General features: G+C 67.4%; 22 protein-coding genes. 2 read left to right on the top strand and 20 right to left on the bottom strand.

All coding sequences use genetic code 11. The annotated features are described in order from the left end of the window. Window positions 1-39: 39 nt before the first annotated feature. The 8 genes from BLS85_RS02985 to BLS85_RS02950 form a co-directional block, all read right to left on the bottom strand. The gene (locus tag BLS85_RS02985; RefSeq protein ID WP_176793304.1) at window positions 40-534 is read right to left on the bottom strand and encodes a helix-turn-helix domain-containing protein; all 495 of its coding nucleotides are present in this window, start codon (window positions 532-534) and stop codon (window positions 40-42) included. A gap of 199 nt (window positions 535-733) precedes the next feature. Beyond that, window positions 734-2,290 carry an apolipoprotein N-acyltransferase gene (gene lnt, locus BLS85_RS02980; RefSeq protein WP_245699049.1) on the bottom strand — a complete coding sequence of 519 codons (1,557 nt, stop codon included), beginning with the start codon at window positions 2,288-2,290 and terminating at the stop codon, window positions 734-736. Further along, window positions 2,287-3,192, bottom strand: coding sequence for a hemolysin family protein (locus BLS85_RS02975; protein ID WP_092781791.1), 906 nt, complete (start codon window positions 3,190-3,192; stop codon window positions 2,287-2,289). Before BLS85_RS02975 ends, lnt begins: the two co-directional genes overlap by 4 nt. A gap of 70 nt (window positions 3,193-3,262) precedes the next feature. Then, window positions 3,263-3,871, bottom strand: coding sequence for an rRNA maturation RNase YbeY (gene ybeY / locus BLS85_RS02970; RefSeq protein WP_092781788.1), 609 nt, complete (start codon window positions 3,869-3,871; stop codon window positions 3,263-3,265). Further along, window positions 3,868-4,887 (bottom strand): PhoH family protein, encoded by a 1,020-nt coding sequence (locus BLS85_RS02965; protein WP_425438458.1) that lies wholly within the window; start codon window positions 4,885-4,887, stop codon window positions 3,868-3,870. Before BLS85_RS02965 ends, ybeY begins: the two co-directional genes overlap by 4 nt. Then, window positions 4,884-6,260: a tRNA (N6-isopentenyl adenosine(37)-C2)-methylthiotransferase MiaB gene (gene miaB / locus BLS85_RS02960; protein ID WP_092781782.1), complete on the bottom strand. Its 1,377-nt coding sequence runs from the start codon at window positions 6,258-6,260 to the stop codon at window positions 4,884-4,886. The genes BLS85_RS02965 and miaB overlap by 4 nt, the downstream gene beginning before the upstream one ends. A 129-nt stretch (window positions 6,261-6,389) precedes the next feature. After that, on the bottom strand, window positions 6,390-7,784 hold the full coding sequence (locus BLS85_RS02955; protein WP_092781779.1) for an MATE family efflux transporter: 1,395 nt from the start codon (window positions 7,782-7,784) through the stop codon (window positions 6,390-6,392). A gap of 186 nt (window positions 7,785-7,970) precedes the next feature. Beyond that, the gene (locus BLS85_RS02950; protein WP_092781776.1) at window positions 7,971-8,489 is read right to left on the bottom strand and encodes a D-glycero-alpha-D-manno-heptose-1,7-bisphosphate 7-phosphatase; all 519 of its coding nucleotides are present in this window, start codon (window positions 8,487-8,489) and stop codon (window positions 7,971-7,973) included. Window positions 8,490-8,695: 206 nt separating this feature from the next. Between BLS85_RS02950 and BLS85_RS02945 the strand changes: the two genes are divergently transcribed. Further along, window positions 8,696-9,652, top strand: a complete 957-nt coding sequence (locus BLS85_RS02945) for a glycosyltransferase family 2 protein (protein WP_176793301.1) — start codon at window positions 8,696-8,698, stop codon at window positions 9,650-9,652. Here BLS85_RS02945 and rlmB read toward each other — a convergent pair. After that, complete coding sequence (gene rlmB / locus BLS85_RS02940) at window positions 9,623-10,471, bottom strand: 23S rRNA (guanosine(2251)-2'-O)-methyltransferase RlmB (protein ID WP_092781770.1); 849 nt, start codon at window positions 10,469-10,471, stop codon at window positions 9,623-9,625. The genes BLS85_RS02945 and rlmB overlap by 30 nt on opposite strands. A gap of 73 nt (window positions 10,472-10,544) precedes the next feature. Next, window positions 10,545-12,047, bottom strand: a complete 1,503-nt coding sequence (locus BLS85_RS02935) for a tetratricopeptide repeat protein (protein WP_092781767.1) — start codon at window positions 12,045-12,047, stop codon at window positions 10,545-10,547. 290 nt (window positions 12,048-12,337) lie between these two features. On the opposite strand from BLS85_RS02935, the gene BLS85_RS02930 reads away from it, so the two are divergent. Further along, window positions 12,338-13,894, top strand: coding sequence for a CYTH and CHAD domain-containing protein (locus tag BLS85_RS02930; protein ID WP_092781764.1), 1,557 nt, complete (start codon window positions 12,338-12,340; stop codon window positions 13,892-13,894). Between the two features lie 94 nt (window positions 13,895-13,988). Here BLS85_RS02930 and rpoN read toward each other — a convergent pair whose 3' ends face one another. The 10 genes from rpoN to BLS85_RS02880 all read right to left on the bottom strand — a co-directional run bounded on the left by rpoN (window position 13,989) and on the right by BLS85_RS02880 (window position 24,851). Further along, a complete protein-coding gene (gene rpoN / locus BLS85_RS02925; protein WP_092781762.1) occupies window positions 13,989-15,515 on the bottom strand; it encodes an RNA polymerase factor sigma-54 in 1,527 nt (508 codons plus the stop codon). A 44-nt stretch (window positions 15,516-15,559) separates the two neighbouring features. Then, the gene (lptB, locus tag BLS85_RS02920; protein WP_092781759.1) at window positions 15,560-16,384 is read right to left on the bottom strand and encodes an LPS export ABC transporter ATP-binding protein; all 825 of its coding nucleotides are present in this window, start codon (window positions 16,382-16,384) and stop codon (window positions 15,560-15,562) included. An 84-nt stretch (window positions 16,385-16,468) separates the two neighbouring features. Continuing rightward, window positions 16,469-17,434: an LptA/OstA family protein gene (locus tag BLS85_RS02915; protein ID WP_092781756.1), complete on the bottom strand. Its 966-nt coding sequence runs from the start codon at window positions 17,432-17,434 to the stop codon at window positions 16,469-16,471. After that, entirely contained in the window at window positions 17,431-17,997 is a 567-nt protein-coding gene (gene lptC, locus BLS85_RS02910) for an LPS export ABC transporter periplasmic protein LptC (protein ID WP_176793299.1), read from the bottom strand. Before lptC ends, BLS85_RS02915 begins: the two co-directional genes overlap by 4 nt. 286 nt (window positions 17,998-18,283) lie before the next feature. Beyond that, window positions 18,284-19,285, bottom strand: coding sequence for a KpsF/GutQ family sugar-phosphate isomerase (locus tag BLS85_RS02905; protein ID WP_092781752.1), 1,002 nt, complete (start codon window positions 19,283-19,285; stop codon window positions 18,284-18,286). Window positions 19,286-19,350: 65 nt separating this feature from the next. Beyond that, window positions 19,351-19,962, bottom strand: coding sequence for a ribonuclease D (locus BLS85_RS02900; protein ID WP_092781749.1), 612 nt, complete (start codon window positions 19,960-19,962; stop codon window positions 19,351-19,353). Window positions 19,963-20,346: 384 nt separating this feature from the next. Further along, a complete protein-coding gene (locus BLS85_RS02895; protein WP_092781746.1) occupies window positions 20,347-20,694 on the bottom strand; it encodes a hypothetical protein in 348 nt (115 codons plus the stop codon). Between the two features lie 211 nt (window positions 20,695-20,905). Continuing rightward, window positions 20,906-22,375, bottom strand: a complete 1,470-nt coding sequence (locus tag BLS85_RS02890) for a methyl-accepting chemotaxis protein (protein WP_281242475.1) — start codon at window positions 22,373-22,375, stop codon at window positions 20,906-20,908. Window positions 22,376-23,215: 840 nt separating this feature from the next. Continuing rightward, entirely contained in the window at window positions 23,216-24,067 is an 852-nt protein-coding gene (locus BLS85_RS02885) for a fructosamine kinase family protein (protein ID WP_092781740.1), read from the bottom strand. 289 nt (window positions 24,068-24,356) lie between these two features. After that, complete coding sequence (locus BLS85_RS02880; protein ID WP_092781737.1) at window positions 24,357-24,851, bottom strand: low molecular weight protein-tyrosine-phosphatase; 495 nt, start codon at window positions 24,849-24,851, stop codon at window positions 24,357-24,359. Window positions 24,852-24,864: the final 13 nt, after the last annotated feature.

Below are 24,864 nucleotides of genomic sequence, written 5' to 3'. Positions count from 1 at the left end.
CGCGCCTGACAGACCGCGGGTTTCGGATGACCGCCGCGATCAGCGTTCCGACGTCGGCGTGTTGGCGGGGTCGGCGACGCTGCCCAGGGTCTTCGTCAATTCAAACACGCGTTTGCGCACGGTGGGGTCGCTGATCCGGTAGTAGGCCCGCACCAGTTCCAGGGTCTCTCGTCGCGTCATCGGATCGCCGTCCCCCTCGATGGCGGGTTCGTTCATGGAGCCGGCCATGTTGCGCGGACTGAGGTTGGAGGTGCCCTCGTCCATCTCCTCGAAAAAGTAGCTCATGGGCACATCGAGGACGTGACTGAGGTCCCACAGGCGGCTGGCCCCGATCCGGTTGGCGCCGCGCTCGTATTTCTGGACCTGCTGGAAGGTCAGGCCGATCGCTTCGCCCAGGCGTTCCTGACTCATGCCAAGGAGCGTCCGGCGCAGCCGCACCCGCCCACCGACATGAACATCGACGGGATTGGGCTTGCCCGAGGGCGTCCGTCCGCGATTGGAACGGCGCGGTTGCCGTTCTGTATCATTCACCATACGTGCTACCTTGACACTGTAATGTGGGCGTCCCGTCATGAGAACACGATGAACGCAGACTGTTCAATGCATGCAACCAACGGGGACGACATTATGGCGGAGGCCCTGAAGCGTCAACGAAAACCTGTAGCATTCTGCAAGGGCAGGGGTGGGGACCGCTAATAATTGAGCGATACTGAACACATTTCGCCCTTAAGGTTTAATGTGCACGCGCGGAACGATGGAATGCCAGCGCAGCAAGTATTATGACGAGGCTGCCAAAGATGGGAAGGGCTTGGCCCAGGCGCGCGAAGGGGGTTGGTGGCAAGGGCTCGGGCAGGGCCGTGTCCACACTATCCCGCTGGCCCAGCCCGAGACGCGCCGTGACCCGGCCCAGGGGATCGATCATAGCGGAAATACCGGTGTTGGCCACCCGCGCTAGCGGTAGGCCCTCTTCGATCGCGCGCAGGCGGGCGGTGGCGAAATGCTGAAACGGCCCCGAGCTGATGCCGTACCACCCGTCGTTGGTGATATTGACCATCCAGTCCGGGCGGTCGGCGCGGTCGATGACTTGTCCCGGAAAGATGACCTCGTAGCAGATCAGCGGTGAGACCGGAGGTAATCCCGGTACGCGCAGGGTGCGCGGTCCCCGGCCGAAGGAGAAATCCACGCTGCCCGGCGTGACCTTATCCAGCGGCAGGATATCGCCGAACGGCACGTACTCGCCGAACGGAACAAGGTGGAACTTGTCTTGTACGGCGACGATCCCGCCGCCCGCATCCAGCACGTAAAAGCTGTTCCAGGCCCGAAAGGGCTCTACCCCGAGCGGTGTGACACGTGGTGCCCCGGTCATCAGCACACCGCCCGCCGGGGCACCGTCGCCGGCAAGCCGGCGCCGCCGCGTGTCGACATTGAGCGCGAAGGCGGCCGCCGTTTCCGGCCAGATGACGGCGGTCACGGTGTCGAACCCGGGGCGGCCCCGTGTCATGACCACATGGTCGAGCAGATTGACCTCCCGCATCGCGGGCTCCAGCTTCTCGGCTTGGGTCAACGCCGGCTGGACCAGGCGCAGCCGCACGTCCGGGACCGTGCCCGGCTCTACGCTGGAGAGCCGCCAGAAACCCCAGCCTGCGGGAATGAGCAACACCAGCGCGGCCGCGCTCAAGACGGCCGCCTTGCGGCGCCGGGGGACCGGATCGGCCAGGACCGCCGGAGCGGACAGCGCCAGAACCGTCAGGCCACCCAGACCCAGCGCGCCGATGACGCTGGCGATCTGCAGCACGGGGAGAACCGGCATCCACACCGTGGCCGTCATGTTCCAGGGAAATCCGGTGGCGACCCAGGTCCGCAGCCACTCACCGAGCAGCCAGGCCGCCGCCAAGGGCAGGATCCGCCAGGGCCGGCCGGGATGCCACACCATTCCGGCCAGCAGCGTCGCCGCCCCCGTGAACAGGGCCAGGAAGGCGCTCAGGCCCAGAATGGCAAACGGCACCATCCAGCCGAACCGATCCGCCTCGATCAGCAGGGCGTTGGCGATCCAGTAGAGGCCGGTGACGAAATGGCCCAGGCCGAACCACCAGCCGACGGCAAAGGCGCCACGGGCGCGCCTCTCGACCCCGTCCAGCAGCCAGACGAGCCCGATCAGCGCGACGACCAGCATGGGCAGGGCGTGGATCGGCGGCAGCGCCAGGGTGGCGCCCATGCCCAGCAGGCACGCGGTGGCGTGGCGCCGCGTTCCGCGCAGCCGGGCCGTGCCGGCGGCCAGACGCGCGATCACGGGGTGTTTGATCCGTTCGAGGCGGCGGCGAGGCCGGCGGGGGGCAGATTGCGCAGGCGCAACCGCTTGATGCGGCGCGGATCGGCCTCCATGACCTCGAACTCCATGCCGCTGTCGTGGACGATCAACTCACCCCGTCCGGGAACCCGTCCGGCCAGCCGGAACACCAGACCGGCCAGGGTATCGGTTTCCTCGCGCTCCTCCTCGCTGAGGAAGGCACCGAAGCGGTCCTCGAACTCCTCTAGATCAAGGCGCGCGTCGGCCACCATGGAGCCGTCCTCCAGCACCGTCAGTTCGGGGTCGGATTCCACATCGTGTTCATCCTCGATCTCGCCGACGATCTGTTCGACCAGATCCTCGATGGTCACAAGGCCGTCGATACCGCCGTATTCGTCCACCACCAAGGCCAAATGGGCGCGCTTCAGCCGCATTTCGAGCAGAAGATCCAGCACCCGCATGGAGGGGGACACGAACAGCACCGGACGGGCAAGCGCGGTCAGGTCCGGTGCCTCGCCCTTGTAGAGGTGGGGGATCAGGTCCTTGATGTGGACCATCCCCACGATGTTGTCGAGGGTCTCGCGGAAAACGGGCATGCGCGAGTGCCCTTTGCGCGCCATCAGATCGGCGATCTCGCTCAGCGTGGCGCTTTCGCCCAGGGCGACGATATCCGGGCGCGGTACCATGATGTCGTCGGCGGTGGTATCGCGCTGATGCAGGACGTTGGTGATGAGCAGGCGCTCATGGGCGTCGATGGGCAATTCCGCTTCGTCGCGTTCCTCGATGATCTCTTCAAGCGTGTCACGCACGGAATTGTCGCCGTTTGCACGGGTGCGCGACAACAGGCCGCGCAACCAGGCGCGGACGGACTCGCCGCCGGGCTCCCGGGGGTCGGGGGACGGCATTACTTTGAGGCCAGGGGTGGCCGGGTCATCGCCACTGCCTGCGTCGTCGCGGGGGGATCGGCCCGGCTCGCTACTTGGGCTCGGTTCGCTCATTGTCCTCAGTCCCAGACTCCGGCGGGGCGGCGTGGGGGTCGGGGATCCCCATCCCGGCCAGGATACGCGTCTCAAGGTCTTCCATGCGCTGGGCCTCGTCCTCATCCTGATGGTCGTGGCCCAGCAGGTGCAGCACGCCATGCACCACGAGGTGACTCAGATGGTCGGCCAGCGGTTTGGCGTCGCGGGCGGCCTCGTCGCGGGTGGTTTCCAGCGCGATGACGATGTCCCCCAAAAAGGTCGGCTCGTCCTCATCGTCCTCCCCAAGGTCCGCCGGGGGCACCAGAACGCGGCCGTTCTCGTCTTCCAGGGCGGCGAAGGCCAGAACGTTGGTGGGCTTGTCCTGGTTGCGGAATCCGTGGTTCAGCGCGCGGACGCTGGCGTCGTCCTCCAGCGCGACACACACCTCGAACCGCTGTCCCGCCGCCAGAAGGCCGCCCAGGGCGGAGTCCGGCAGCCCGGCGGTCAGGGTCGCCCCGGCGGCGCGGTCGCAGACCGCTTCGACGTCCCGCACGGCCTTGCGCCAGGCGGGGACCTCGACGATCACGTCGATCTCGACGGGGAACGGGGTCCCGTCGGCGCTCATGGTCGCGGGCCTCCCTTGGGCCGGGCGGGCGAGGTGGCCGGCGCGCCGGTCTCGGAGACGCCCTCCAGGCGCCGGTCGCGGGCATCGTAGGCCTTGACGATCCGGGTGACGAGATCATGGCGCACCACGTCACGGTGGGTGAAGTGGCACACGGCGACTCCTTCCAGCCCCTCCAGGGTCTCCAGCGCGTCGCGCAGGCCGGAGCGTGCCCCCAGCGGCAGGTCGATCTGTGTCATGTCGCCAGTCACGATCATGCGCGAATTCTCACCCAGGCGGGTCAGGAACATCTTCATCTGCGTCGGCGTCGTGTTCTGCGCCTCGTCGAGCACAATGCAGGCGTTGGCGAGCGTGCGCCCGCGCATGAAGGCCAGCGGCGCGACCTCAATCTCCGCCGCCTCCAGCCGACGCAGCACCTCATCGCCGGGCAGCATCTCGTACAGCGCGTCATACATCGGCCGCAGATACGGATCCACCTTCTCGCGCAGGTCGCCGGGCAGAAAGCCAAGGCGCTCGCCGGCCTCGACGGCCGGTCGGGACAGGATGATCCGTTCCACCGCGCCGGACAGTTTCAGCGCGACCGCGTGGGCGATGGCCAGATAGGTCTTGCCGGTGCCCGCCGGTCCCAGGCCGAAGACCAGTTCGGTGTTGACCAGGGCGTTGATGTAGCGGGCCTGTCCGGGCGAACGGGCCTCGATCACCCGCTTTCGGGTGCGCAGGGTCGGGGCCGGTTCGGCCGGCCCGCCATCAACGCGACCCATGCGCACGGCGGCGTCGACATCGGCCTTGGTGACGTCCCGGCCGGCGCGGGCCCGCGCATACAGGGAATCCAGAGCCCGCACCGCCACCGCGACGTCCTCGGCCGCGCCGGCGAGGGTCACCTCGTTGCCCCGGGTCGGCAGCGACACGCCCAGGCGGGCTTCCAGTTGATCCATGTTCTCGTTGCCGGGGCCGAACACCACCTGGAGCGCGCCGTTGTCGGCGTAGGTGCGAACCTCCTGGACCATGGCATCGCTCACGCGGTGGCCCTTTCGGCGGGAGGGTGATCGTCCTCGGCGGGCAGCAGCCGGCCGGCCAGACTGTTCGGCTGACCCTGGTCGATGCGCACCCGCTGGATCGTGCCCTGCAGGGGGGCGGGCGCCATGACATGAACCGGCTGCATGAACGGGCTGCGCCCGACCAGTTGCCCCGGATGCTTGCCGATCCGGTCGAGCAGCACGTCCATGTCCAGGCCCTCGCAGCGGCGATTGAAGGCGACCTGTTGCGCGTTCAACAGGTCCTGAAGCCGGGCCAGCCGCTCGGCCTTGACTGGCTCCGGCACCTGGGCGGGCAAGGCGGCCGCCGGCGTGCCCGGGCGGGCGCTGTACTTGAACGAATACGCCTGGATGAAGCCGATGTCGTCCACGGCGTCCAGGGTGTCCTGAAACTCGCGGTCGGTCTCGCCGGGAAAGCCGACGATGAAGTCCGATGACAACGCGAGGTCGGGGCGCGCATCGCGCAACCGCGCGACCACCCGGCGGAAGTCCGCAAGGGTATGGCCCCGGTTCATGGCCTTCAGAACGCGGTCGGCGCCGGACTGAAGCGGCAGATGCAGGAACGGCATCAGCGTGGGCACCTCGGCATGGGCGGCGATCAGGTCGTCGTCCACGTCGCGGGGGTGGCTGGTGGTGTAGCGCAGGCGGGCCAGTCCGTCGATGTCCGCCAGGGCGCGGATCAGCCGGCCCAGGCTCCAGGTCGCGCCGTCCGGTCCCGCGCCGTGATAGGCGTTGACGTTCTGTCCCAGCAGGGTGATCTCCAACGTGCCCCGGGCCACCAGGGCGCGCGCCTCGTCCAGGATGTCGGTGACCGGGCGTGAGTACTCGGCGCCCCGGGTGTAGGGCACGACGCAGAAGGTGCAGAAGCGGTCGCACCCCTCCTGGATGGCCAGGAACGCGGCGGGGCCGCGCGCGCCGGGCGCGGGCAGGTGGTCGAACTTGGGCTCGGCCGGGAATTCGGTGTCGATCTGGGCGTCCCCGGCGCGGCTGAGCCGGGCCACCATCTCCGGCAGGCGATGATAGGCCTGCGGGCCGAGCACCAGATCCACGAACGGCGCGCGGTCCAGGATATGGTCGCCCTCGGCCTGGGCGACGCAGCCGGCCACGCCCAGGATCATGCGTCCGGCGCCGCGCGCCTCGCGGTCCTCGCGCATTCGGCGCAGCCGGCCGAGTTCGGAGAACACCTTCTCCGACGCCTTCTCGCGAATGTGGCAGGTGTTGAGGATGACCATGTCGGCGTCCGACGGGTCATCGGTCAGGCCATACCCCAGGGGCGCCAGGACGTCCGCCATGCGGGCGGAGTCGTAGACGTTCATCTGGCACCCGAATGTCTTGATACAGAGTGTCCTGGTCGCCAAGGCGAGTCGTACGCGCGGCCTTGGCCGCGTCCCTCATCGTCTCCGGGGTCGCACCCCGTTGTCCCCCAGGGTGGTCGGGTGCGGCGGGGATGTCAAGGTGCGGTTCGGGTGCGGGCCGCCGATCCGCCGTTAACGCGGCGGCGCCGGCAACGGCCGTTTGGCAAGGACGGCGAAGCGCACCATCAGGATGCCCATGGAAATGATGCTGGCCAGGGTGAGTGCCTGGAACACGCCCGCGACCCCCTGACCCAGAGGCAGCGCCAGCAGCGCCGCGACGGGCACGAACACGGCCCAGTAGCTGATCACATGCAGCCCGGTCGGGACCCACGTGTCGCCACAGCCTCGGCAGGCTTGGTTCATCACCGACTGGCCGCCGTCGCAGACCATGGCCAGCGACGCCCACAGCATCACCGGCACCGCCGCCGCAAGCACGGTCTCGTCGGTCGTGAATACCCGCAGCAGCGTTTCCGGCCACAGGACGTAGACGGTCGCGGCCGCGCCCGTCACGGCGGCCGACAGGCCGAGACCGACCCAGCCGGCCAGCGCCAGCCCGCGCGAGTCTCCGCGCCCCAAGGCATTCCCCACTCGTACCTGGGCCGCCGTTGCCAAGCCCAGGGCCACCATGAACGTCAGGGCGACGAACTGGAACATCATCCCGTGAACGGCGAGGGCCAGCGACCCCAGCAGTCCGACCAGCAGGGTGACGGCCGTGAACGATCCGGCCTCCAGGGCCTGGGCGAACCCGGCGGCGTAGCCGATGCCGCGCAACGTTCCCGCCCCGCGCCAGAGCGGTTCGCGGTTCACTGTCCCCGACAGGCCAAGCGCGACCCGGTCGGACAGGCCGTAGCGGATGTACAGGCTCATCCCGATCGCAAGTAGAACGCTGTTGATCACCGTCGCCAGCGCGCAGCCGGGAGCGCCCAGGGCGGGGATGGGGCCCCAGCCGAACACCAAGACGATGTTCAGGGCCAGATTGGACAGGTTCGCCGTGAACACGGCCAGCATGCCTGGTATGGGCCGGTTCAGCGCCTCCAGGAAGGTTGTGCCGACGACGAAGATCGCCATGAACGGCAGATTGAGGGCGAGAATGCCGGTCACCGTCGCGGCCCGCGCGGCGAGGTCGGGATCCTGTCCCAACAACCGGAACAGGGGGGCCGCGCCAAAGACCAGAGCAACGCTCAGCAGCGCGCCGGCCACCACGGCATACACCACGCCCTGACGCCAGATCCGGCCCAGGCTGGCGTGCGCGCCGGCGCCGAGCACCTGGGCCGCCAGAACGGGCACGCCCATCAACAGCCCGATCAGGGTCGCCAGCAGGCTGTCGACGACGGTACCGCCGAGCACATACTCCGCCAGCGGTTCGGGGCCGGCACGTCCCAGAACGATGACGTCGACCGTCACGAACGCCATGAAACCGAGCCGCGCGAGCACGACCGGCAGGGCCAGGACGATGGTGCGGCGGATGTGATAGCTCAGGCTGTGATCGGACTGGGCGGGGTGCGAATGGTCGGTAAGGGCGGACACGGGGGAGACCTCGAAACAGGGCAGACGCAGCCGCGCGCGGCCTGCGGGCGGCGCAGGGCAGGAAGCAAGGAAAAGGCGATATCGTGGCGGCGGCCCGCTCAAAGGCTTTTGGCTGGCCGCGGGCCGCGTCGGCAGATTAGCCGAGGGCGCAAGGGGCGCCCAGCCGAAAGTATCCCCCGCCGGGTCTCAAGACCCGGCCATTAACCGTTCCACGACGGCATCGACGTTGCCGCCCTCGTACAGGTGCGACGCGACTCCGGCGGCGCGGCCGGCTTCGACGTCGCGCATGCGGTCGCCCAGCATGAACGAGCGCGCCACGTCGACCGGGTGCTCGGCCATGGCCCGCAGCAGCAGGCCCGGCGCCGGCTTGCGGCAGTCGCAGACCTTGGTGTAGGCTGGAACCGTGCCGCGCGGGTGGTGCGGGCAGTAATAGAACGCATCGATCCGTGCGCCCTGCCGCGCCAGATCGGTCACCATCCAGTCGTGCAGGCGGTCCACCGCCGCCTCGTCGAACAGGCCGCGTGCGATGCCGGACTGGTTGGTGACGACGAACACCCACCAGCCGGCCTCGTTCAAGCGCCGCAGGGCCGCCGCCGCGCCGTCGATCCAGGTGATCTGCTCGGGGCGGTGGGCGTAATCGACGTCCACGTTCAAGGTGCCGTCTCGGTCCAGGAAGGCCGCCGGGCGGGGCGAGGGGGCTGTCATGAGTCAACCGATCTTTCGGTCGGTGGAACCGGTCGGGTACGGTGGAGCGACCGTGACCCGGTCGCTTGTAGACAATCTTCTCCCCCGATCCTCGAAAAGGATCCCACCGTGTGGTCAGGTCGGTCAACCGCTGCGTTGACGCCACCCGGGGCGACATGCCGTATTCCTGGCACGAACGGTCGTCGGCGCGGCGGAGATACGGCCCAATGGGAAAAATCGGCAGCACTGAACAGGGATCGGTGAGCGTGGTCATCGTGACGTTCGGAGGCGATACCCTGCCCGCGGTCCTGGAGTCTGTCGGCTCCTGCCCGGCGGTCGCCGAGGTCATTCTGGTCAACAATCTTGATGACCCGCCGTGGCCCGAGGGTGTGGAGGGCAGGGCGAGCCGGATGTCCGACCCATTGCGACTGGTGCACGGACAAGGCAACGTTGGGTTCGGCGCGGGGTGCAATCTGGGGGTCGCCCGGGCTCGCGGGACCCATGTGCTGTTGCTCAATCCCGACTGCCTGCCGGCGGCCGGGGCCGTGGAGCGACTGTTGGCGCTGGTCACCGCGCAGCCGGACGACGCCTGGGTGGCGGGACCGCGCCTGCTCAAGGCCGACGGCACCGAGCAGTCCGGGGGACGTTGCAACGCCGGCACGCCCGGGCAATGGCTGGGCGAGGCGTTCGGAGGGCCCTTCGCGGCACGCTGGGGCCGGGTCAATCTGCACCGCCAGCCCGTGCCGGCGGCCGATCTGGTCGAGGTGCCGGCGATCTCCGGGGCCTTCATGCTGATGCCGACGGCGTTTTTTCGCCGACTGGGCGGGTTCGATCCGGGCTACTTCCTGTACTTCGAGGATCTGGCGCTGTGTCGGGCGGCGCGGCGGGCCGGCGGTCGCGTGCTGTTCGCGCCAGCCGTGACGGCCGTGCACCCGAAAGGCTGCTCTCCGGTGTCCCGTCTGGTCGTCTTGGGGCATAAGATCCGGAGTTTCCGGCGGTATCTGTTCACCGAATTCGCGCCGGAGGGCGTGCCGCGCTGGCAGCTCTGGGGCCTGTGGGCCTTGCTGTCGGCGGGGCTGCTGGCGCGCACGGTCCTCACCGGATCGCCGTTTCAAGGTGACACCAGGCGCAGCCGCGCGGATCATCCCCGGCCCTCACCCGGACCCGGTGGGGCGTTCCGTTGAACTGAAGGCTTCCAGGCTCTCGCGGCGCAGTTCATACAGGGCCACGGCGCAGGCATTGGACACGTTCAGGCTTTCCACCGCGCCGGGCATCATGGGCAGGCGCGCCAGATGGTCGCAGTGTTCCCGGGTCAGACGACGCAGGCCCGCGCCCTCTGCCCCCAGCACCAGAGCCAGCGGCCCTGACAGGGCGGCGCCACCAAGCGTGACCGGCGCGTCGGCGTCAAGCCCGACGCTCCAGAATCCGAAGTCTCGCAGGTCCTTCAGGGCGCGCGACAGGTTGGGAACGCGGATCAGCGGCACGCGCTCAAGGGCGCCGCTCGCGGCCTTGGCGAGAGCACCGGTCTCGGCCGGGGCGTGGCGGTCCTGGGTGATGACGCCCAGCGCCCCGAAGGCGGCGGCTGAACGGAGAATGGCGCCGACGTTGTGCGGATCGGAGACCTGGTCGAGGACCACGACCACGGCTGCGTCGTCGGGGGCGGCGGTCGCGGTCAGGTCCTCCAGGCCGTGCGCGGGCAGCGGCGCGGCTTCCAGAACAATCCCCTGATGGACCGCCCCCGGGGGCAGGAGCGCATCAAGCTCCTGGCGTTGTACCCGATCCACGGTCAGACCGCGCGCCTCGGCGGCGCGGGTCAGGGCGTCGGTGGCGTCTCCCGTGGTCAGAAGTCGGCGGACCGGGCGGTTCCGGTTGGCCAGCGCCGCCACCACTGCGTGGTGACCGTACAGGCGCAGGGCGCCATCGGAACGCGGCCCGGCCGCGCGTTCGCGCGGTCGGGAGGAGGGGGAGACGTGGCCTCGTCCGGCGCGGGGCGACCGGGGCATGCAGGGGGCTCCTCTCGCCAACTGGACAGCGCCCCCGTTTACACCGCAACCGCCGCCGCCGTCATCCGTGTCGTCACGGGTCCACCGCGACCGGTTCACAGAACTGGCCGGCGGCGCGCAGCCTGTCGCACAGTCGAACCGCCCCACCGGGGATCTGCACCGGTCCCGCCTTCAGGCGCACGAAATCACCCTTGCCGGGGATCGTGACCGGGTCGTACCGGGGCTCCATGCCACGCATCGAGCCGGCATAGCGTTCGCTCAGGGCCTTCCAGCCGGCTTCGGCGCTATCCATGGTCCGGTAGGAGGCGAGGTGGACATAGTTCCCGGTCGGCTCAGAGGCGGGGGCACCGTCGCTGCTGGCCCCGGTGACGCCGGAGAAGCGCTGGGTGACCGGGTCCTCGTCATTGGCGGTCGGTGGGCCGGCGGTCACGCCCGGTTGGTCCGATATCGGCAGGAGGGGACGCGGTTCGGCTGATCCATCCGGTGCCGTTCCGGATGCCTCATCCTCGACCGTCCCATCGGTGGTGGCGCCTTCCGTTGGTGCGGTGGCGGTTGGCGGTGCGGCGGCCATTGCAGCTTGCGCGTCGCCACCGGACATCTGGTTGGCGATATCGCGCAGGGCAAGGCGCTCGCGGTCGTATTCCTCGTTGGTGATCAGGTCGCGCTGCAAGGCGTCGGCAAGACGGCGCGCATGGCGGGAGACGTCTCGGGCGCTGGTCGGGCGCATGTCGGCCATCTCGCGCGTCATCGGATCGGCGGGCAGCAGGGCGTCGAGGATGGCGCGGCGTTCCTCGGCGTGCTGGCTGGCGCTGATCGCGCCGCGCTCAAAGGTTCCGCCCAGGTCATGCAGGCGTCCCACCACGGCGGTGGGGCGCGGGGCCGGGCGGCTCAGGCCAGCGGCAGGCGGTGTCTGGGTCAAGGGCAGCAGCGCGCCAAGGTTTTCGCGCCGGCGGTCAGCGTATTCCGAATCGGTGATGAGTTCCTGATCGTACAGTCTGTCGAGGGTTTCGAACCGAGACGATAGATTCTGCCAAGCTTCGTCGCGCCCGCTTTGGGATACGTTCATCCGCGTGTCGGGCGTTTCCATGGCTCTGGGGCCAGTGACGCCGGGCACGCGGGCAAACCCCTCGGCGACGGGCGCAGGCGGCAGGCGGTCCAACCGGTCGGCGGCGATTTCGACCACCGGACGCGGGGATGAATCGAGGTCCATGGGGCTGAGGTCGATGAGCGCCTTGGGGGCCAGGGCCAGGATGGTTCCATAGGCTTCTCGCGCGACGGCAGGCTGCCCGGCTCGCTCCGCGAGCATGCCCCGGACCAGCAGGGCGTAGGGGTCGGAGGCGTTTTCCGAGAGGGCGCGCGTGGTCCAGGCCTCGGCGTCGCCAATGTGGCCGCGTGACAGCGCGGCCAGGGCGGAATCGGAGGCGGGGGCCGGGGGCGACATGATCTCGACCATGCCCCCCTCACCGACGGCGCATCCGCCGAGCAGCAGGGCGCCCGCTACGCCCAGGGCGGCCAGAAAGTTCGATCTGGCCGGGCAGCGGCCGTGGTCGGGATATCCTGCGCGGTGGTATGACATGCGATGTCTCTCCTGGTCCCGGGCCCCTTCGCCACGCCGAGAACGCGGCAGACCGCATTCTCGGCGTTCCCCCGAACGCATTCACGGATTCGACATAATTTACAACTTCACTTTAATCTAGCGCCTTAGTATCAAGCAATCAATGAGTTTTGCGCTGCCTTGGCCGCGTTCCCGAGCATTCCTGTGTGGCCCGGTTCTCGACAAGATGCACGGTTGTCTGTCACAAAACCTTCATTGCATGATCTGCGGTCAGAGGGACACGGCCCGACATCGAATGGGTGGGACAGCCTATGGCGCTCACGACGGAAACGGAACTCAAACTCGCTGTCGCGGCGCGGGATCTGGCGCGGATATCCCGCCTGCCGTGGCTGCGCGCCATGCGCCGGGCCCCCGCCCGGACCCGCTATCTTACCAGCCTCTACCATGATACGCACGACGGGCGCCTGTGGGGACGTGGGGTGACGGTTCGCGTGCGCGCGAAGGGTGCCGGTGATTGGGTGCAGACGGTCAAGGCCGGAGGGCAGGGCAGTGACGGCGTGTTCTCCCGCGTGGAATGGGAAGACGCGATTGCCGAGCCGGTTCCCGATCTGGACCGGCCGCGCGCGGCGGGGCTGGAGGCGGCTCTGGCGGGGGTTGATGAAAAGGCGCTACGTCCGCGCTTCGCAACGGAAATCCGCCGCACCGAGGTCAGGTTGTCCGATGGGTCTTGGACGATCCTGATGGCCCTTGATCGGGGGACGGTGACGGGCGACGGGCGGGACGAGCCGATCCACGAGGTGGAACTGGAACTCGTGGAGGGCACGGCCGGGGATCTGTACCGGCTGGGGCTGCGGATCGCCGAGGCGGTGCCCGTCCGCATGGAGGTCCGCAGCAAGGCGGCGCGTGGGCACGATCTCGTCGTCGGCGCGTCGTCGCCGACGCCGGTCAAGGGGCGCCCGCCTGCCCTGAGGCCAGACATGACGGTTGCCGGGTCCTTCCAGGCCATTGCCGCCGGCTGCCTGTCCCAGATGATCGGCAACGTTCGGCCCCTATGGGAGTGCCGCGACGGTGAGGCGGTCCATCAGATGCGCGTCGCGATGCGGCGCTTGCGGTCGGCCATGACGACCTTCGGTCCCGTTGTGGCCGGGCCGGAGTTGGAGGCCGTCAAGACGGACCTGCGCTGGCTCATGGGGATCCTTGGGCCGGCGCGCGACGCCGACGTGTTTCTCACCGAAATTCTGAGCCCGGTGCGGGCGTGTTTTCCAGGGGATCGCGGTCTGGAAAGTCTGTCCGGGCTGTTCGCGGCGCGGCGGGATGCTCGGTTTGACGCGGCCGTGGCGGCCATGGCCGATCCGCGTCTGGCGCGTCTGCTTTTGCGGGTCGGGGCATGGATCGAGGACGGGGACTGGCTGGCCGCACCGGATCGGCCGATCCGGGACGGGCCGGTTCTGGACTTCGCCCGGACCACCCTGCAGCGACGCTGGCGTAAGGTGGCCAAGCCGGCGCGCCGATTCCAGCGACTTTCGGAGGCCAAGCGCCATCGTCTGCGCATTCAGGTCAAGAAGGTCCGCTACACGGCGGAGTTCTTTGTCAGTCTGTTCGCTCGCAAGCCGGCCAAACGCTTTCTGTCCGGCTTGTCCGATCTTCAGGATGATCTCGGGGCGCTGAACGATGTCGCCGTCGCTGGTGGGGTGCTGCATAACACGCTGGCCGAGCAGCGCGCCGGAGACGATGTCGCGGCGGCGGCGGAGAGGGCGTGGGCGGCCGGTTTGGTGACCGGATGGCACCGGCGCGATGCCGCCGAGCGGATGGATCACGCCGCGCGCAGCCTGGAGCGCGTCCGCCGCGCGGCTGGGTATTGGGCGTGATACCAAGTCCGGCTGAGTGATTTGGTGGCGATCCCCGCCGATCCTTGGATCCGGGTGTGTCGCCGTGCGCCGAGTCCCAACAGGTTCGAACGCGTCATCTGCCCGCCGCCTCCAGCTTTTCGCGGCGCCGCTGCACCGACGAGGGAATCCGCATGGATTCCCGGTACTTGGCGACCGTGCGCCGGGCGATGTCCACGCCCTCGCCCCGCAGGATGGTGACGATGCGATCATCGGACAGCACGCCCTTCGGCGGTTCGGCGTCGATCAGGGCCTTGATGCGGGCACGGACCGCTTCCGCCGAGTGGGCCTCGCCGCCGGCGCTGCTGTTGATGGCCTGGGTGAAGAAGTACTTCAGTTCGAACAGGCCGCGCGGCGTGGCGATGTACTTGTTGCTGGTTACCCGGCTGACGGTGCTTTCGTGCATGCCGATGACGCCGGCCACGTCGCGCAGGATCAGCGGCCGCAGGTGCTGTACGCCGTGTTCCAGGAAGGCGTCCTGCTGACGGATGATTTCAGCCGCCACCTTGATGATGGTGGTGGCCCGCTGATCCAGGGCCTTGACGAGCCAGTTGGCGTTCTGCACCTGCTCGCCCAGGAACGCGCGGACCGCCTTGTCACCGCTCGCGGCCGGGCGCACCCGGGCCAGATAGCGGCGATTGATGAGAACACGCGGCAGCGTGTCGCTATTCAACTCGATCAGCCAGCCGCCCTCGGGATTGGGGCGCATCAACACGTCCGGTACGACTGTATGCACCGGCTCGCCCTCGAACCTCAGCGCCGGCTTGGGGTCGAGCGCACGGATCTCGGCGATCATCTCGCGCAGATCTTCGGCATCCACCCCACAGACCTTCATCAGGCCGGGCAGGTCGCGCCGCCCCAGCATCTCCAGATTGTCGAGCAGGGCTTCCATGGCTGGGTCGAGCCTGTTGCGGTCGGCCAGTTGCAGGGCCAGGCATTCGCGCAAGGAGCGGGCGAACAGACCCGGCGGGTCCAGCGCCTGCATGCGCGCCAGCACGGCCTCGACCCGTTCGGGCGGCGCGCCCAGGGTGGCCGCCACTTCCTCGACCGAAACAGCCAGATAGCCGCAGGGGTCGAGGTGGCCCATCAGGTGGGTGCCGATCAGGCGGTCCACGGGATCGGCCAGATCCACCGCCATCTGCGCGCCCAGGTGCTCGCGAAGCGATTCCGGTCGGCTGAGGGTGTCCTCCAGGCTGCGGGCATCCTCGCCGAAGTCGCGCGCTCCGCCGCCGCCCCAGGACCCCATGCCGAGACCGAGAGACTCCTCGCCGCCGGGAGGGGCGGTCATGTCGCCGGCGCCGGCATCGTCGCGGTCGGTGTTGTAGTCCTGGTCGAGCGGTGAGGGGCCGTCGGCATCCTCGCCCGCGCCCCGGTCCACGACCACCGATGCGTCGGCGTCAGGGCGCATCTCGGCGCGCTCCGGCGGGGCCTCGAAATCGGCGCGCTCGTTGCGCTCCAGAAGGGGGTTGCGTTCCAGTTCCTGCTCGACGAAGGCGGACAAGTCGACGTTCGACATCTGCAACAGCTTGATGGCCTGCTGCAACTGCGGTGTCATCACCAGGCTTTGCGCCTGCCGAAGATCAAGCCGCGGTGACAGGCTCATGACCGCCTACCCTCGTTTTGCCTCCGAAACAGAGGCCGGAAACACTAAAGACTGAACCGTTCGCCCAGATAGACCCGCCGGACCCCTTCATGGGCAACGATCTCCGAAGGGCGCCCTTCCATCATAACGCGCCCTTCGTGAAGAATGTAGGCCCGGTCCACGATGTCCAGTGTTTCCCGCACGTTGTGGTCGGTAATCAACACGCCCAGCCCGCGGTGCTTCAGGTGGCCGACCAGATCGCGGATGTCGCTGACCGCGATGGGATCGATCCCGGCCAGGGGCTCGTCGAGGAGGATGAAGGCAGGCCGGCTGGCCAGGGCGCGGGCGATCTCCACCCTGCGTCGCTCACCGCCGGACAGGGCCAGGGCCGACGTGTGGCGCAGGTGGGCGATGGAGAACTCGGCCAGAAGGCTGCTCACCGTCTCCTCGCGCATCGCGGCATCGGGTTCGATGACCTCCAGCACGGCGCGCAGATTGCCCTCCACCGTCAGCCCCCGGAAGATCGAGGCTTCCTGGGGCAGATACCCGATCCCGAGCCGCGCCCGCCGGTACATGGGCAACCGCGTGATGTCCTGATCCTCGAGCAGAATGCTTCCGGTGTCGGGCACCACCAGACCTGTCATGCAATAAAAGCAGGTGGTCTTGCCCGCGCCGTTGGGACCGAGAAGCCCTACAACCTCGCCCCGCCGGACAGCCAGGGTGACGTCGCTGAGAATGGGCCGCCGATTGTACTGCTTACCCAGGCTCCGGGCCGACAGTATGCCTTGCCAGGAGGTCCTGTCCGGGCTCTCCTGAGTCTCCGGACGCGCCGCGTCCTTGCTCTCGGTCCGTTCCGCCAGACTGTGCACGCGTTCCGCGAGACCCCGCACTCGGCCCTCCCTGACCCTGACTGTGGGTGGCGATGATCTGGTGGCAGACGGGAGACCGGCTCCGCCGCCCGGTCCCGTTTTCGATCAGTTCGTGTCGGCGTCCGGTGCTGCCCCGTTCTCTTCCGCGCTCTCCTCGGGGCGTTGCGGCACGATCAGGGCTCGGGCCCGGCCGTCGTCGTCACCGCCGCCATACAGCGTGCTGACCCCGGTCTTGAGGTTCATCACCGCGCGATTGCCAGCGAACTGGTCGGTTTCTGTCGAAACCGTGACGTTGTCGTAAACCGTGGCGATCTCGGCCGGCACGTCATAGACCGCGCGATCTCCTCGCACAACCTCCTTGGCGGTGGTGATGACCACATCACCGAACGCCTCCATGCGTTCCAGGCCTCCACGGTCTCCGGCGCCGGCCTCTGACTCCGACGTCGGTTCGGATGGTGCCGCATCGGCCGTTGCCTCCGTGGTGGCGTCGGCGGTCCCTTCGGCGCCTGACTCTTTGTCGGCGAAGTAGCCGGTGACGATGTCCGCGTCCACCGTGTCGCCGTTGGCGCGCACGACATGGGCATCGCCGCGCGCCACCGCCATGCGCTCTTGCGACCAGTATTCCAGACTGTCCGTGGCCGTGACCGTTTCGGTGTCCGTGACCATTCGCAGCGGTGCGCCGCGTACCACGAGGATCCCGCTGTCCTTCTCGTAGGCCGCGTTCCTCCCGGTCACCGTCTGGTCAGGGGTTTCGATACGGGCGTTGCCCAGGGATTCCATGCGCCAGATCTCGGTGCCGCCGTCCTCGGTCTCGCGGTAGTGCGCGACCAGCACGTCGCCCATCACCCGATCCTGATCCTGGATGGCGATGGCATTGCCGCGCGCAACGTACATCATCTCGTCGCGCCGCCATTCGATGCCATTATCCGAGAACACCTCAATGGGCGAGTCGCCATCCCCGACCGTGGTTCCTTGCCCCCAGGCTCCCGGAGCCCCGGCGAGCAGGCCAAGCGCCAGCAGAACCGCCCCCGGGATTCGCAACGGCCCCCCCTGTTTTGCGGCACGGGTCATGGCGCGATCTCTCCGTCTGCAGTCAACACCAGATGCGCCTGCCCGGTGAATACCACGACACGTCCGCCGTCCACGATGTCGAATCCCATGGATTCGATGGTGCCGTCCGGCCCGCTGCCCTGCACCGGGTCAGAGCCATTGGCGTTCTTCGTGTTGAGGTCGATGTGGGCCGTCTCGGTGTGGAACTCGAACCCATCATCCCGGTACAGAACGACGTTCCCGTCAAGGTACAACGTGCGATCCCCCTTGGAATATAGGCCGGTATTGCCGCGCAGGGCGAGCCACCGACCGGTCTCAAGGGCGATGTCTCCCTCCGGGTCCCATAAATCGACCTGATCCGGATCGTCCACCTGTTCGACCGCCTTGCTGGCGATCAGCGTATAGGGCTGATTGTCGGTGTCGACCCCATGGAACCGGGCATTGACCAGTGTGCGGGTGTTGGCTGTCCTCGGGTCCAACGATGCCAGTTCGCCGGCCAGACGTTCGGCCTGGAACTGGATCTGCGGCCAGGCCAGGACCACCCCCAACACCATGACCGCGACGCTGGGCAAAAGGAGCTTCATCAGCCGCACGAAGCGGGAATAGTGTTGGATTCGCCGAACGGACCCGACGGTGCGGGTCTTCCGGTCCCGGATGCCGGAGGAGGGTGTCGCTCCAGACGCGGCCGCCGGGATGCGTTCCACCGGCGGGGACGCGCTTTGTGATCGGCCCAGTTTCATCGCCGCGCCACTTCATGTCCCCGGCGCATGTAAGCCGGCCAACCATGCGGCGGCGGTCGGCGGGGGCGGCAGGATGGGAACGCCGGGAAACGTACCGAATTCTGCGCGCAGCCCCCTGGGCCAATGTGGTCTAGTCAATGCCAGCCCGCAACAAATCATGCATATGAATAAAGCCCACCGGCCGGGCTTCGTCCACCACGAACAGGCTGGTGATGGGCCTGTCTCCGGCGTTCATGATCCGCAAGGCCTCGACGGCCAACATGCCTGGGGCAATGGTGCGGGGGTCTCGGGTCATGATGACGTCGGCCCGTCGCTGTACCAGATCGGGCGCCATGTGCCGGCGCAGGTCGCCGTCGGTGATGATCCCCGCCAGTCGGCCGTCCTCCGCGACGATGCCGGCGCATCCGAACCCCTTGCGGGACATCTCGATCAGGACCCCCGACATCGGCGTGTCGAACGGCACCAAGGGCAGGGTGTCGCCGGTGTGCATCAGGTCCGCCACCCGCAGCAGGGCGCGGCCCAGCCGTCCGCCCGGATGAAACACCTGGAAATCGCGGGCGCTGAAGCCACGCGCCTCCAGCAGGGCGACGGCCACGGCGTCGCCCAGGGCCATCATGACCGTGGTCGAGGTCGTCGGCGCCAGCCCCAGCGGGCAGGCCTCCTCGTGCGGCGGCAGCACCAGGGCGACATCGGCGGCATGGGCCAGCGGACTGTCGGCGCACCGGGTCATGGCGATCAGCGGGATCCCGAAGCGCCGCGTGTAGGCGACGATGTCTTCCAGTTCCGGCGTGTTCCCAGAGTTGGACAGCGCCATCACGGCGTCGTCTCGGCCGATCATGCCAAGGTCGCCGTGGCTTGCCTCAGAGGGATGAACGAACTGCGCGAGCGTGCCGGTGGAGGCCAGCGTGGCGGCGATCTTACGGGCCACATGACCGCTTTTTCCCATCCCGGTCACGGTGACGCGCCCTGCGCAGGCCCGCAACTGGGCAATTGCCGCGTCAAAGTCCGCGCCCAGGGTCTCCGCCATTGCGCGAAGGGCGTCTGCCTCCCGATGCAGGACGCGCCGTGCGGACTCCAGCGCGGACGGCGCGGCGGCGGACGATGACGGGGAGGACGACACAGGAACGGACATGGAACGGTGCTTCTCCAGGGCGCCCAGGTCACACGACCGGCCGGGGCGCGCCGAAACGGCGGCGGTCAGTGGCTGAAGATGTCTTCGTCCGCCCATCCGGCGACATCAAGCGCGGCCCGGTGCGGCACGAACCCGAAACAGGAGCGGGCCAGGTCCGTCCGCCCCTCTCGGTCCAACAGGGCGTCAAGGGTCTGCCGCAGTCTGTGCAGATACAGCACATCGTTGGCCGCGTAGTCCATTTGTTCGGGCGTCAGGGTGTCGGCGCCCCAGTCCGAGGTCTGCATTTGCTTGGAGATGTCCACGCCCAGGAGGTCCTTGCACAGCGCCCGCAGGCCATGTGCGTCGGTGTTGGTGCGGCACAGGCGAGAGGCGATCTTGGTGCAATAGACCGGCGCGGTCACCACCCCGAATCGATGCAGCAAGGCGGCGACATCGAATCGTGCGTAGTGGAACAGCTTCTCCACGTTCGGGTCGGCCATCAGGTCGGAGAGGATCGGGGCCGGCGTGTCCGGTTTGATCTGGACTAGATGGCACACGCCGTCGCCCGCTGAAAGCTGCACCAGACACAGCCGGTCGCGCCAAAGCCGCAGCCCCATGGTTTCGGTATCCACGGCCACGCTGTCCCCGAACGTGACGGTGGCGGGCAAATCGCCCTCGTGGACGATGATTTCGGCCATTGACGTCCTCACGTCGGCTGTCGTGGGCGAATCCCGATAGGCGGGTGGGTCCGCCGGGCGAGCCGTTCCCGTCGATCTTTCATGAGCGGCCATTCGCACTGAAATATCAGGGAGTTATGCCCGCGCATCCGGAAACGTGACGGGTGTAGCACCCCCACTCGACCGGATCAAGCCGGAATTCGAAGGCGTTAGTCCGGCCGGAGTCGCCCCGGATCATCCCGGTCGGCGGGACGGAGAACGACGGGTCAGGCGCGGTTCCTGATTGCCGCGAGACGCTCAAAAAAACGCGAAGCAACCCGGGCGCGTCAGCCTTTTCGGCACCCGGGATTGCTTCGTCGTTTCCCCCCCGCCGCCCAACGGCGGCGAGGGTCTGGTTGGGTGTGCTTACTGCCGACGGCACCAGACGGTGACGGAGCAGGCCACAACGGCGCCCGAATCGGCGCAGCTGCACTCGTTCATGTCATAGATACGCTCGAACCGGCAGGCGTTCGGCGCGCCGGCCATTGCAGCCTCGCAGGCGGCGGCTTCGTCGGCACCGGCCCCGTGCAGGGTGTGCGGCGCGATCGGGCGCGGCGTCCGGGCGGTGCCCGACGGATACCACTGAGCCAGCGTCATCGCGGGATTGTCAGCCTGGATCATGTCAACGGCCGCCGGCCCGGCAGTGGCCGGGGCCTGCGCGGCGACGAGCGCAGCGCCCATGGCGGCGGCAGCGAAAATGGCATTCTTCAGCATGGTGAGACGAGCCTCCACGAATTTCCCCTTGGAACAATTCCCCTACGTCGGTCCAACCAAAACCGACGGCCAAGAATCTTACACACCATGCCCGGAAAAACCAGAGCGAAGATGCCACCCGGCCCGCTAAACGACACATCTCTGCCGCAATATCCGCATGGGCTGCGCCATTTCGCAGGCGGAGAGGCTCTCTCGCCGCCCCGGGGGCGCCTCATGTGAGTTGCCGCGAGGCCTCCTTGACCTTGGTGGCGGCGGCCTCAATGGATTGGATGGCTTCCGCGATGGACTCCATGTTGTGGCTGATGGTGGTCACACCCTCGGATGCGGTCTGCATGTTGGAGGACACGTCCTGGGTCACCGCGCTCTGCTCCTCCATGGCGGCGGCGATGGCCGACGAGATTTCGCTGACCTGGGCGATGATGTCACCGATCGCCTTGATCTCCTGAACCGCAATCTCGGTCATGGACTGCACGCCGCCGATCTGCTGGCCGATTTCGTCCGTGGCGCGCGCGGTCTGACCGGCCAGGGCCTTGACCTCGTTGGCGACAACCGCGAACCCCTTCCCGGCATCGCCGGCGCGGGCGGCCTCGATGGTGGCGTTCAGGGCCAGCAGGTTGGTCTGGCTAGCGATGTCGTTGATCAGGTTGATGACATCGCCGATTTTCCGTCCGGCTTCCGCCAGGTTGCCGACGATTTCGTTGGCGTGGTCGGCCTGATCGACCGCCTTGCCGGAGATTTCGTGGGCGTGCTCGACCTGTCGGGTGATCTCGGAGACGGAGGCGGCCATCTGCTCGGCCCCCGACGCCACGGCCTGGACATTGGCGGAGGTCTGGGTGGAGGCGCTGGCGGCGCTGGCGGTCAGGTCCGTGGCATTCGAGACCACCCGTAGTACGCCGTCCAGGTCGGCGTCGATGCCCTTCTGGATCTCGTTGCGGCGTATGCGCTCCTGAACCTGCTTGGTCACGTCGGTGGCGAACTTGACCACCTTGAACGGCTTGCCGTTCATGTCGAGGATGGAGTTGTAGCTGGCCTGAATCCAGACTTCGCGTCCGCCCTTGCCGATGCGCTTGTACTCGGCCGCCCGGAACTCCCCCCGGTTCAGCGCATCCCAGAGCTGGCGGTACTCCGGCGAATTCTTGAAGGCGGGTTCGACGAACATGCTGTGGTGCCGATCCTTGATCTCGTCCAGGCGGTAGCCGAGCGCCTTCAGGAAGTTCTCGTTGGCGGTCAGGATGGTGCCGTCCATCTTGAACGAAATGATGGCCTGGGATTTCGAGATAGCCTCCAACTGGCCCTGGACATCGGCGTTACGCAGCTTGGACTCCGTGACGTCCGTGGCCAACTTCACCACCTTGAACGGTTTGCCCGCACCGTTAAGAACCGGGTTGTAGCTGGCCTGAATCCAGACTTCGCGTCCGCCCTTGCCGAAGCGCTTGTACTCGGCCGCCTGGAACTCCCCCCGGTTCAGCGCTTCCCAGAACTGGCGGTATTCCGGCGAGGCCTTGTGGGCCTCCTCGACGAACATGCTGTGGTGCCGGCCCTTGATCTCATCCAGACTGTAACCGAGGGCGCTTAGAAAGTTCTGGTTGGCCGTAAGGACTGTGCCATCCATCTTGAATTCAATAATGGCCTGTGATTTGCTAATCGCATTCAGGGTTGTCTTGCATTTGTTTGTTTTCATCATCGTTTGTTTTCCAACCCCCTTGAATCTCGACGCGCAGACGGTCCACGTACCGTACAGGAACCGGCCGGTGAGGACGGTGGCGGGGGCTAGACACTACGCCACGGCAGCGCCCCATGCGTGCGCCAAGCCCCCTCATTGGAAGCCATGATTGTCGGGAAAGTTGGTGGGATTGACAAGTCTCAATTTCATAGTCGAGCCTAAACACGCCGGAAGAACAGGGCATGAGACGGACTCTGATCCGCCTTTGATTGGGCGTCAATTCATTCTGTTCGAAAGGTTGCGGCAAGAGTGTGATCCCTCGCCGGAAAATGTCCGATGAGGCCTCATAATTCGTGGTCTATCGTTCGATCCGCCCATCGTTGCAACGGGCAAACCCAAGCTTGTAGCATCCGCCCGGCCCCGAGTTGCCAGGGGGGCAGGCCGTCAGACCGTTGGTGCAAACGAGACCGGCGGTGTACGTGGCATAGCCGGGACGATAACAGCCGCCACGGCCATAAGACCCCGGTGCGCAGACCTGAAGGCCCGAGGGACAGCTTTGCGCCATCTGAACCGGAGCTTCCGCGGCCGATGCGGTCCCGCCGGTCCAGGCCGTGACCGCGAACGCGGCACTGGCAAGAATATGCGGAATCGTGTGTGCCGTCAGCAAACAAGAAGGGCGCGTCACGTGGAAGTCGGATCACATGATGGTTTCACCTGAAAGGCTGGTGCGCTCCGAGTCCTGGGCGGATCTTTTAAATTGTTCTGCGGGCTCTGTGGCAGGGGCGCCGCAGCGCCATCATCATTCGATGCTCAAGGAACACGTCATCTGGATCCGTTCCGGATCGCTCGGGACTTGCCCTAAAACCCCAGCCGGCGCAGCGTTCGGTCGATGCCCCCCAGATAACCGGCGCCGAACAGGCGCACATGCACCAACAGCGGATAGAGGTTGTACAGGTCCAGACGCATCTCGAAAAAGCCGGGGCGGATCGGCCGCAGATCGTGATAGCGGTTGAAAAAGACATCGTTGAAGGTGCCGAAGAGAGTGCTGAAGGCCAGTTCGATCTCCGGATGCCCCCAGTAGATGGCGGGGTCGATCAGGCCCGACAATCGGCCATCATGCGCCAGCACATTGCCGGTCCACAGGTCGCCGTGCAGCAGGCTGGGCGCTTCAGGTTCCTCCAGGTACTCGTCGAGGCGCTCGGCCAGCGCCTCCAGCCGACGCCGGTAGGCCGGGGGCAGACGCCCCGCCCGGGCGGCCTCGCCGGCCATGTACAGCAGGCGGTGGTCGCGGAAGAACGGGACCCAGGCCGGTGCGGACGGATTGGGCTGGTGCAGGCCGCCGATCACCGTGTCATACGCGAAGCCGAAGGCCGGCCCCGCGTTGTCGTGCAGGGCGGCGATGACGTGGGCGGCGTGCTCCTGCACGCGAGGCCCCAGGCTGTCGCCGGACGCCACGCAGGTCATGAGCAGCAGGTGGTCATCGGCGTGCATGACGTCCGGCACCGGGACGCCATGTTCGCCCAGATGGCGCAGCATGCGTCCTTCCAGTTCCAGGCCGCTGCCGGGACCACCGACCTTGGCGACCAGTTCCCGGTCGTTGCTCATCCGCAGGTGATAGACTTCGCCGATACAGCCGCCGGACAGGGGGCGGCTGGCCGAAACATGGGCGCCGGTGGCGTCCTCGATCAGGGTGCGGGCGGAGTCGCGCATTCGAGATCCTCCCTGGCTGGCCTCTCTGATTCACACACCTTGTCTTCCCGTTGTCGTCCCGTCGTCATTGCGAGGAGCGAAGCCCAAATAAAATATATGGGGCAATCCAGAGCGGATATTTGCGTTCTGTGCGCTGGATTGCTTCACCTTCGTCTTGCGACGAGGGTTCGCAATGACGAGTCAAGATGCCGCCGAGGTTGAACTCCCCAGGTTGGCGGGAAACGATAAGTGTGAATACCATAGCCTGGGTGGCGGAGTTTTGGGGTGGAACGTTTTGGTCGGCTGCGGATCAGGCCGGCTGGCTGGTGCCGGAGTTGGTGCGGACATGTTCCAGCAGGCCTGCGGTGGCGTCCTCCAGCATGTCCAGCACCCGTTCGAAACCGTCCCCGGCGCCGTAGTAAGGATCGGGCACGTCGCCCGGGCCGTCCCGACGGCTGGCGAAGTCGCTCATCATGACCACGCGGTGACGCGCGGCCTCGTCCGGGGCCAGCCGCCGCAGGGCGTTGAAATGTGAGCGGTCCATGGCTACCAGAAGGTCGAAGCGGTCGAAGTCGCCCTTCGCCACCCGGCGTGCCCTTTGACCGTCCAGGTCATAGCCGCGCCGCCGCGCCGCCTGGGCGGCGCGCTCGTCCGGCGGCTCGCCGACGTGATAGGCGGTGGTGCCGGCCGAATCGATGTGGATGGACCCATCCAGGCCGGCCGCGCGCGCCTTGTGGCGGAACACGCCCTCGGCGGTGGGCGAACGACAGATGTTGCCGGTACAGACGAACAGGATCGCGACCATGGCCGCCCTTTCC

The organism is Rhodospira trueperi (assembly GCF_900101965.1).
Lineage (GTDB): Bacteria > Pseudomonadota > Alphaproteobacteria > Rhodospirillales > Rhodospirillaceae > Rhodospira > Rhodospira trueperi.
The sequence above is the reverse complement of the archived record's forward strand: the minus strand, read 5'-3'. Positions and strand labels throughout refer to the sequence as shown.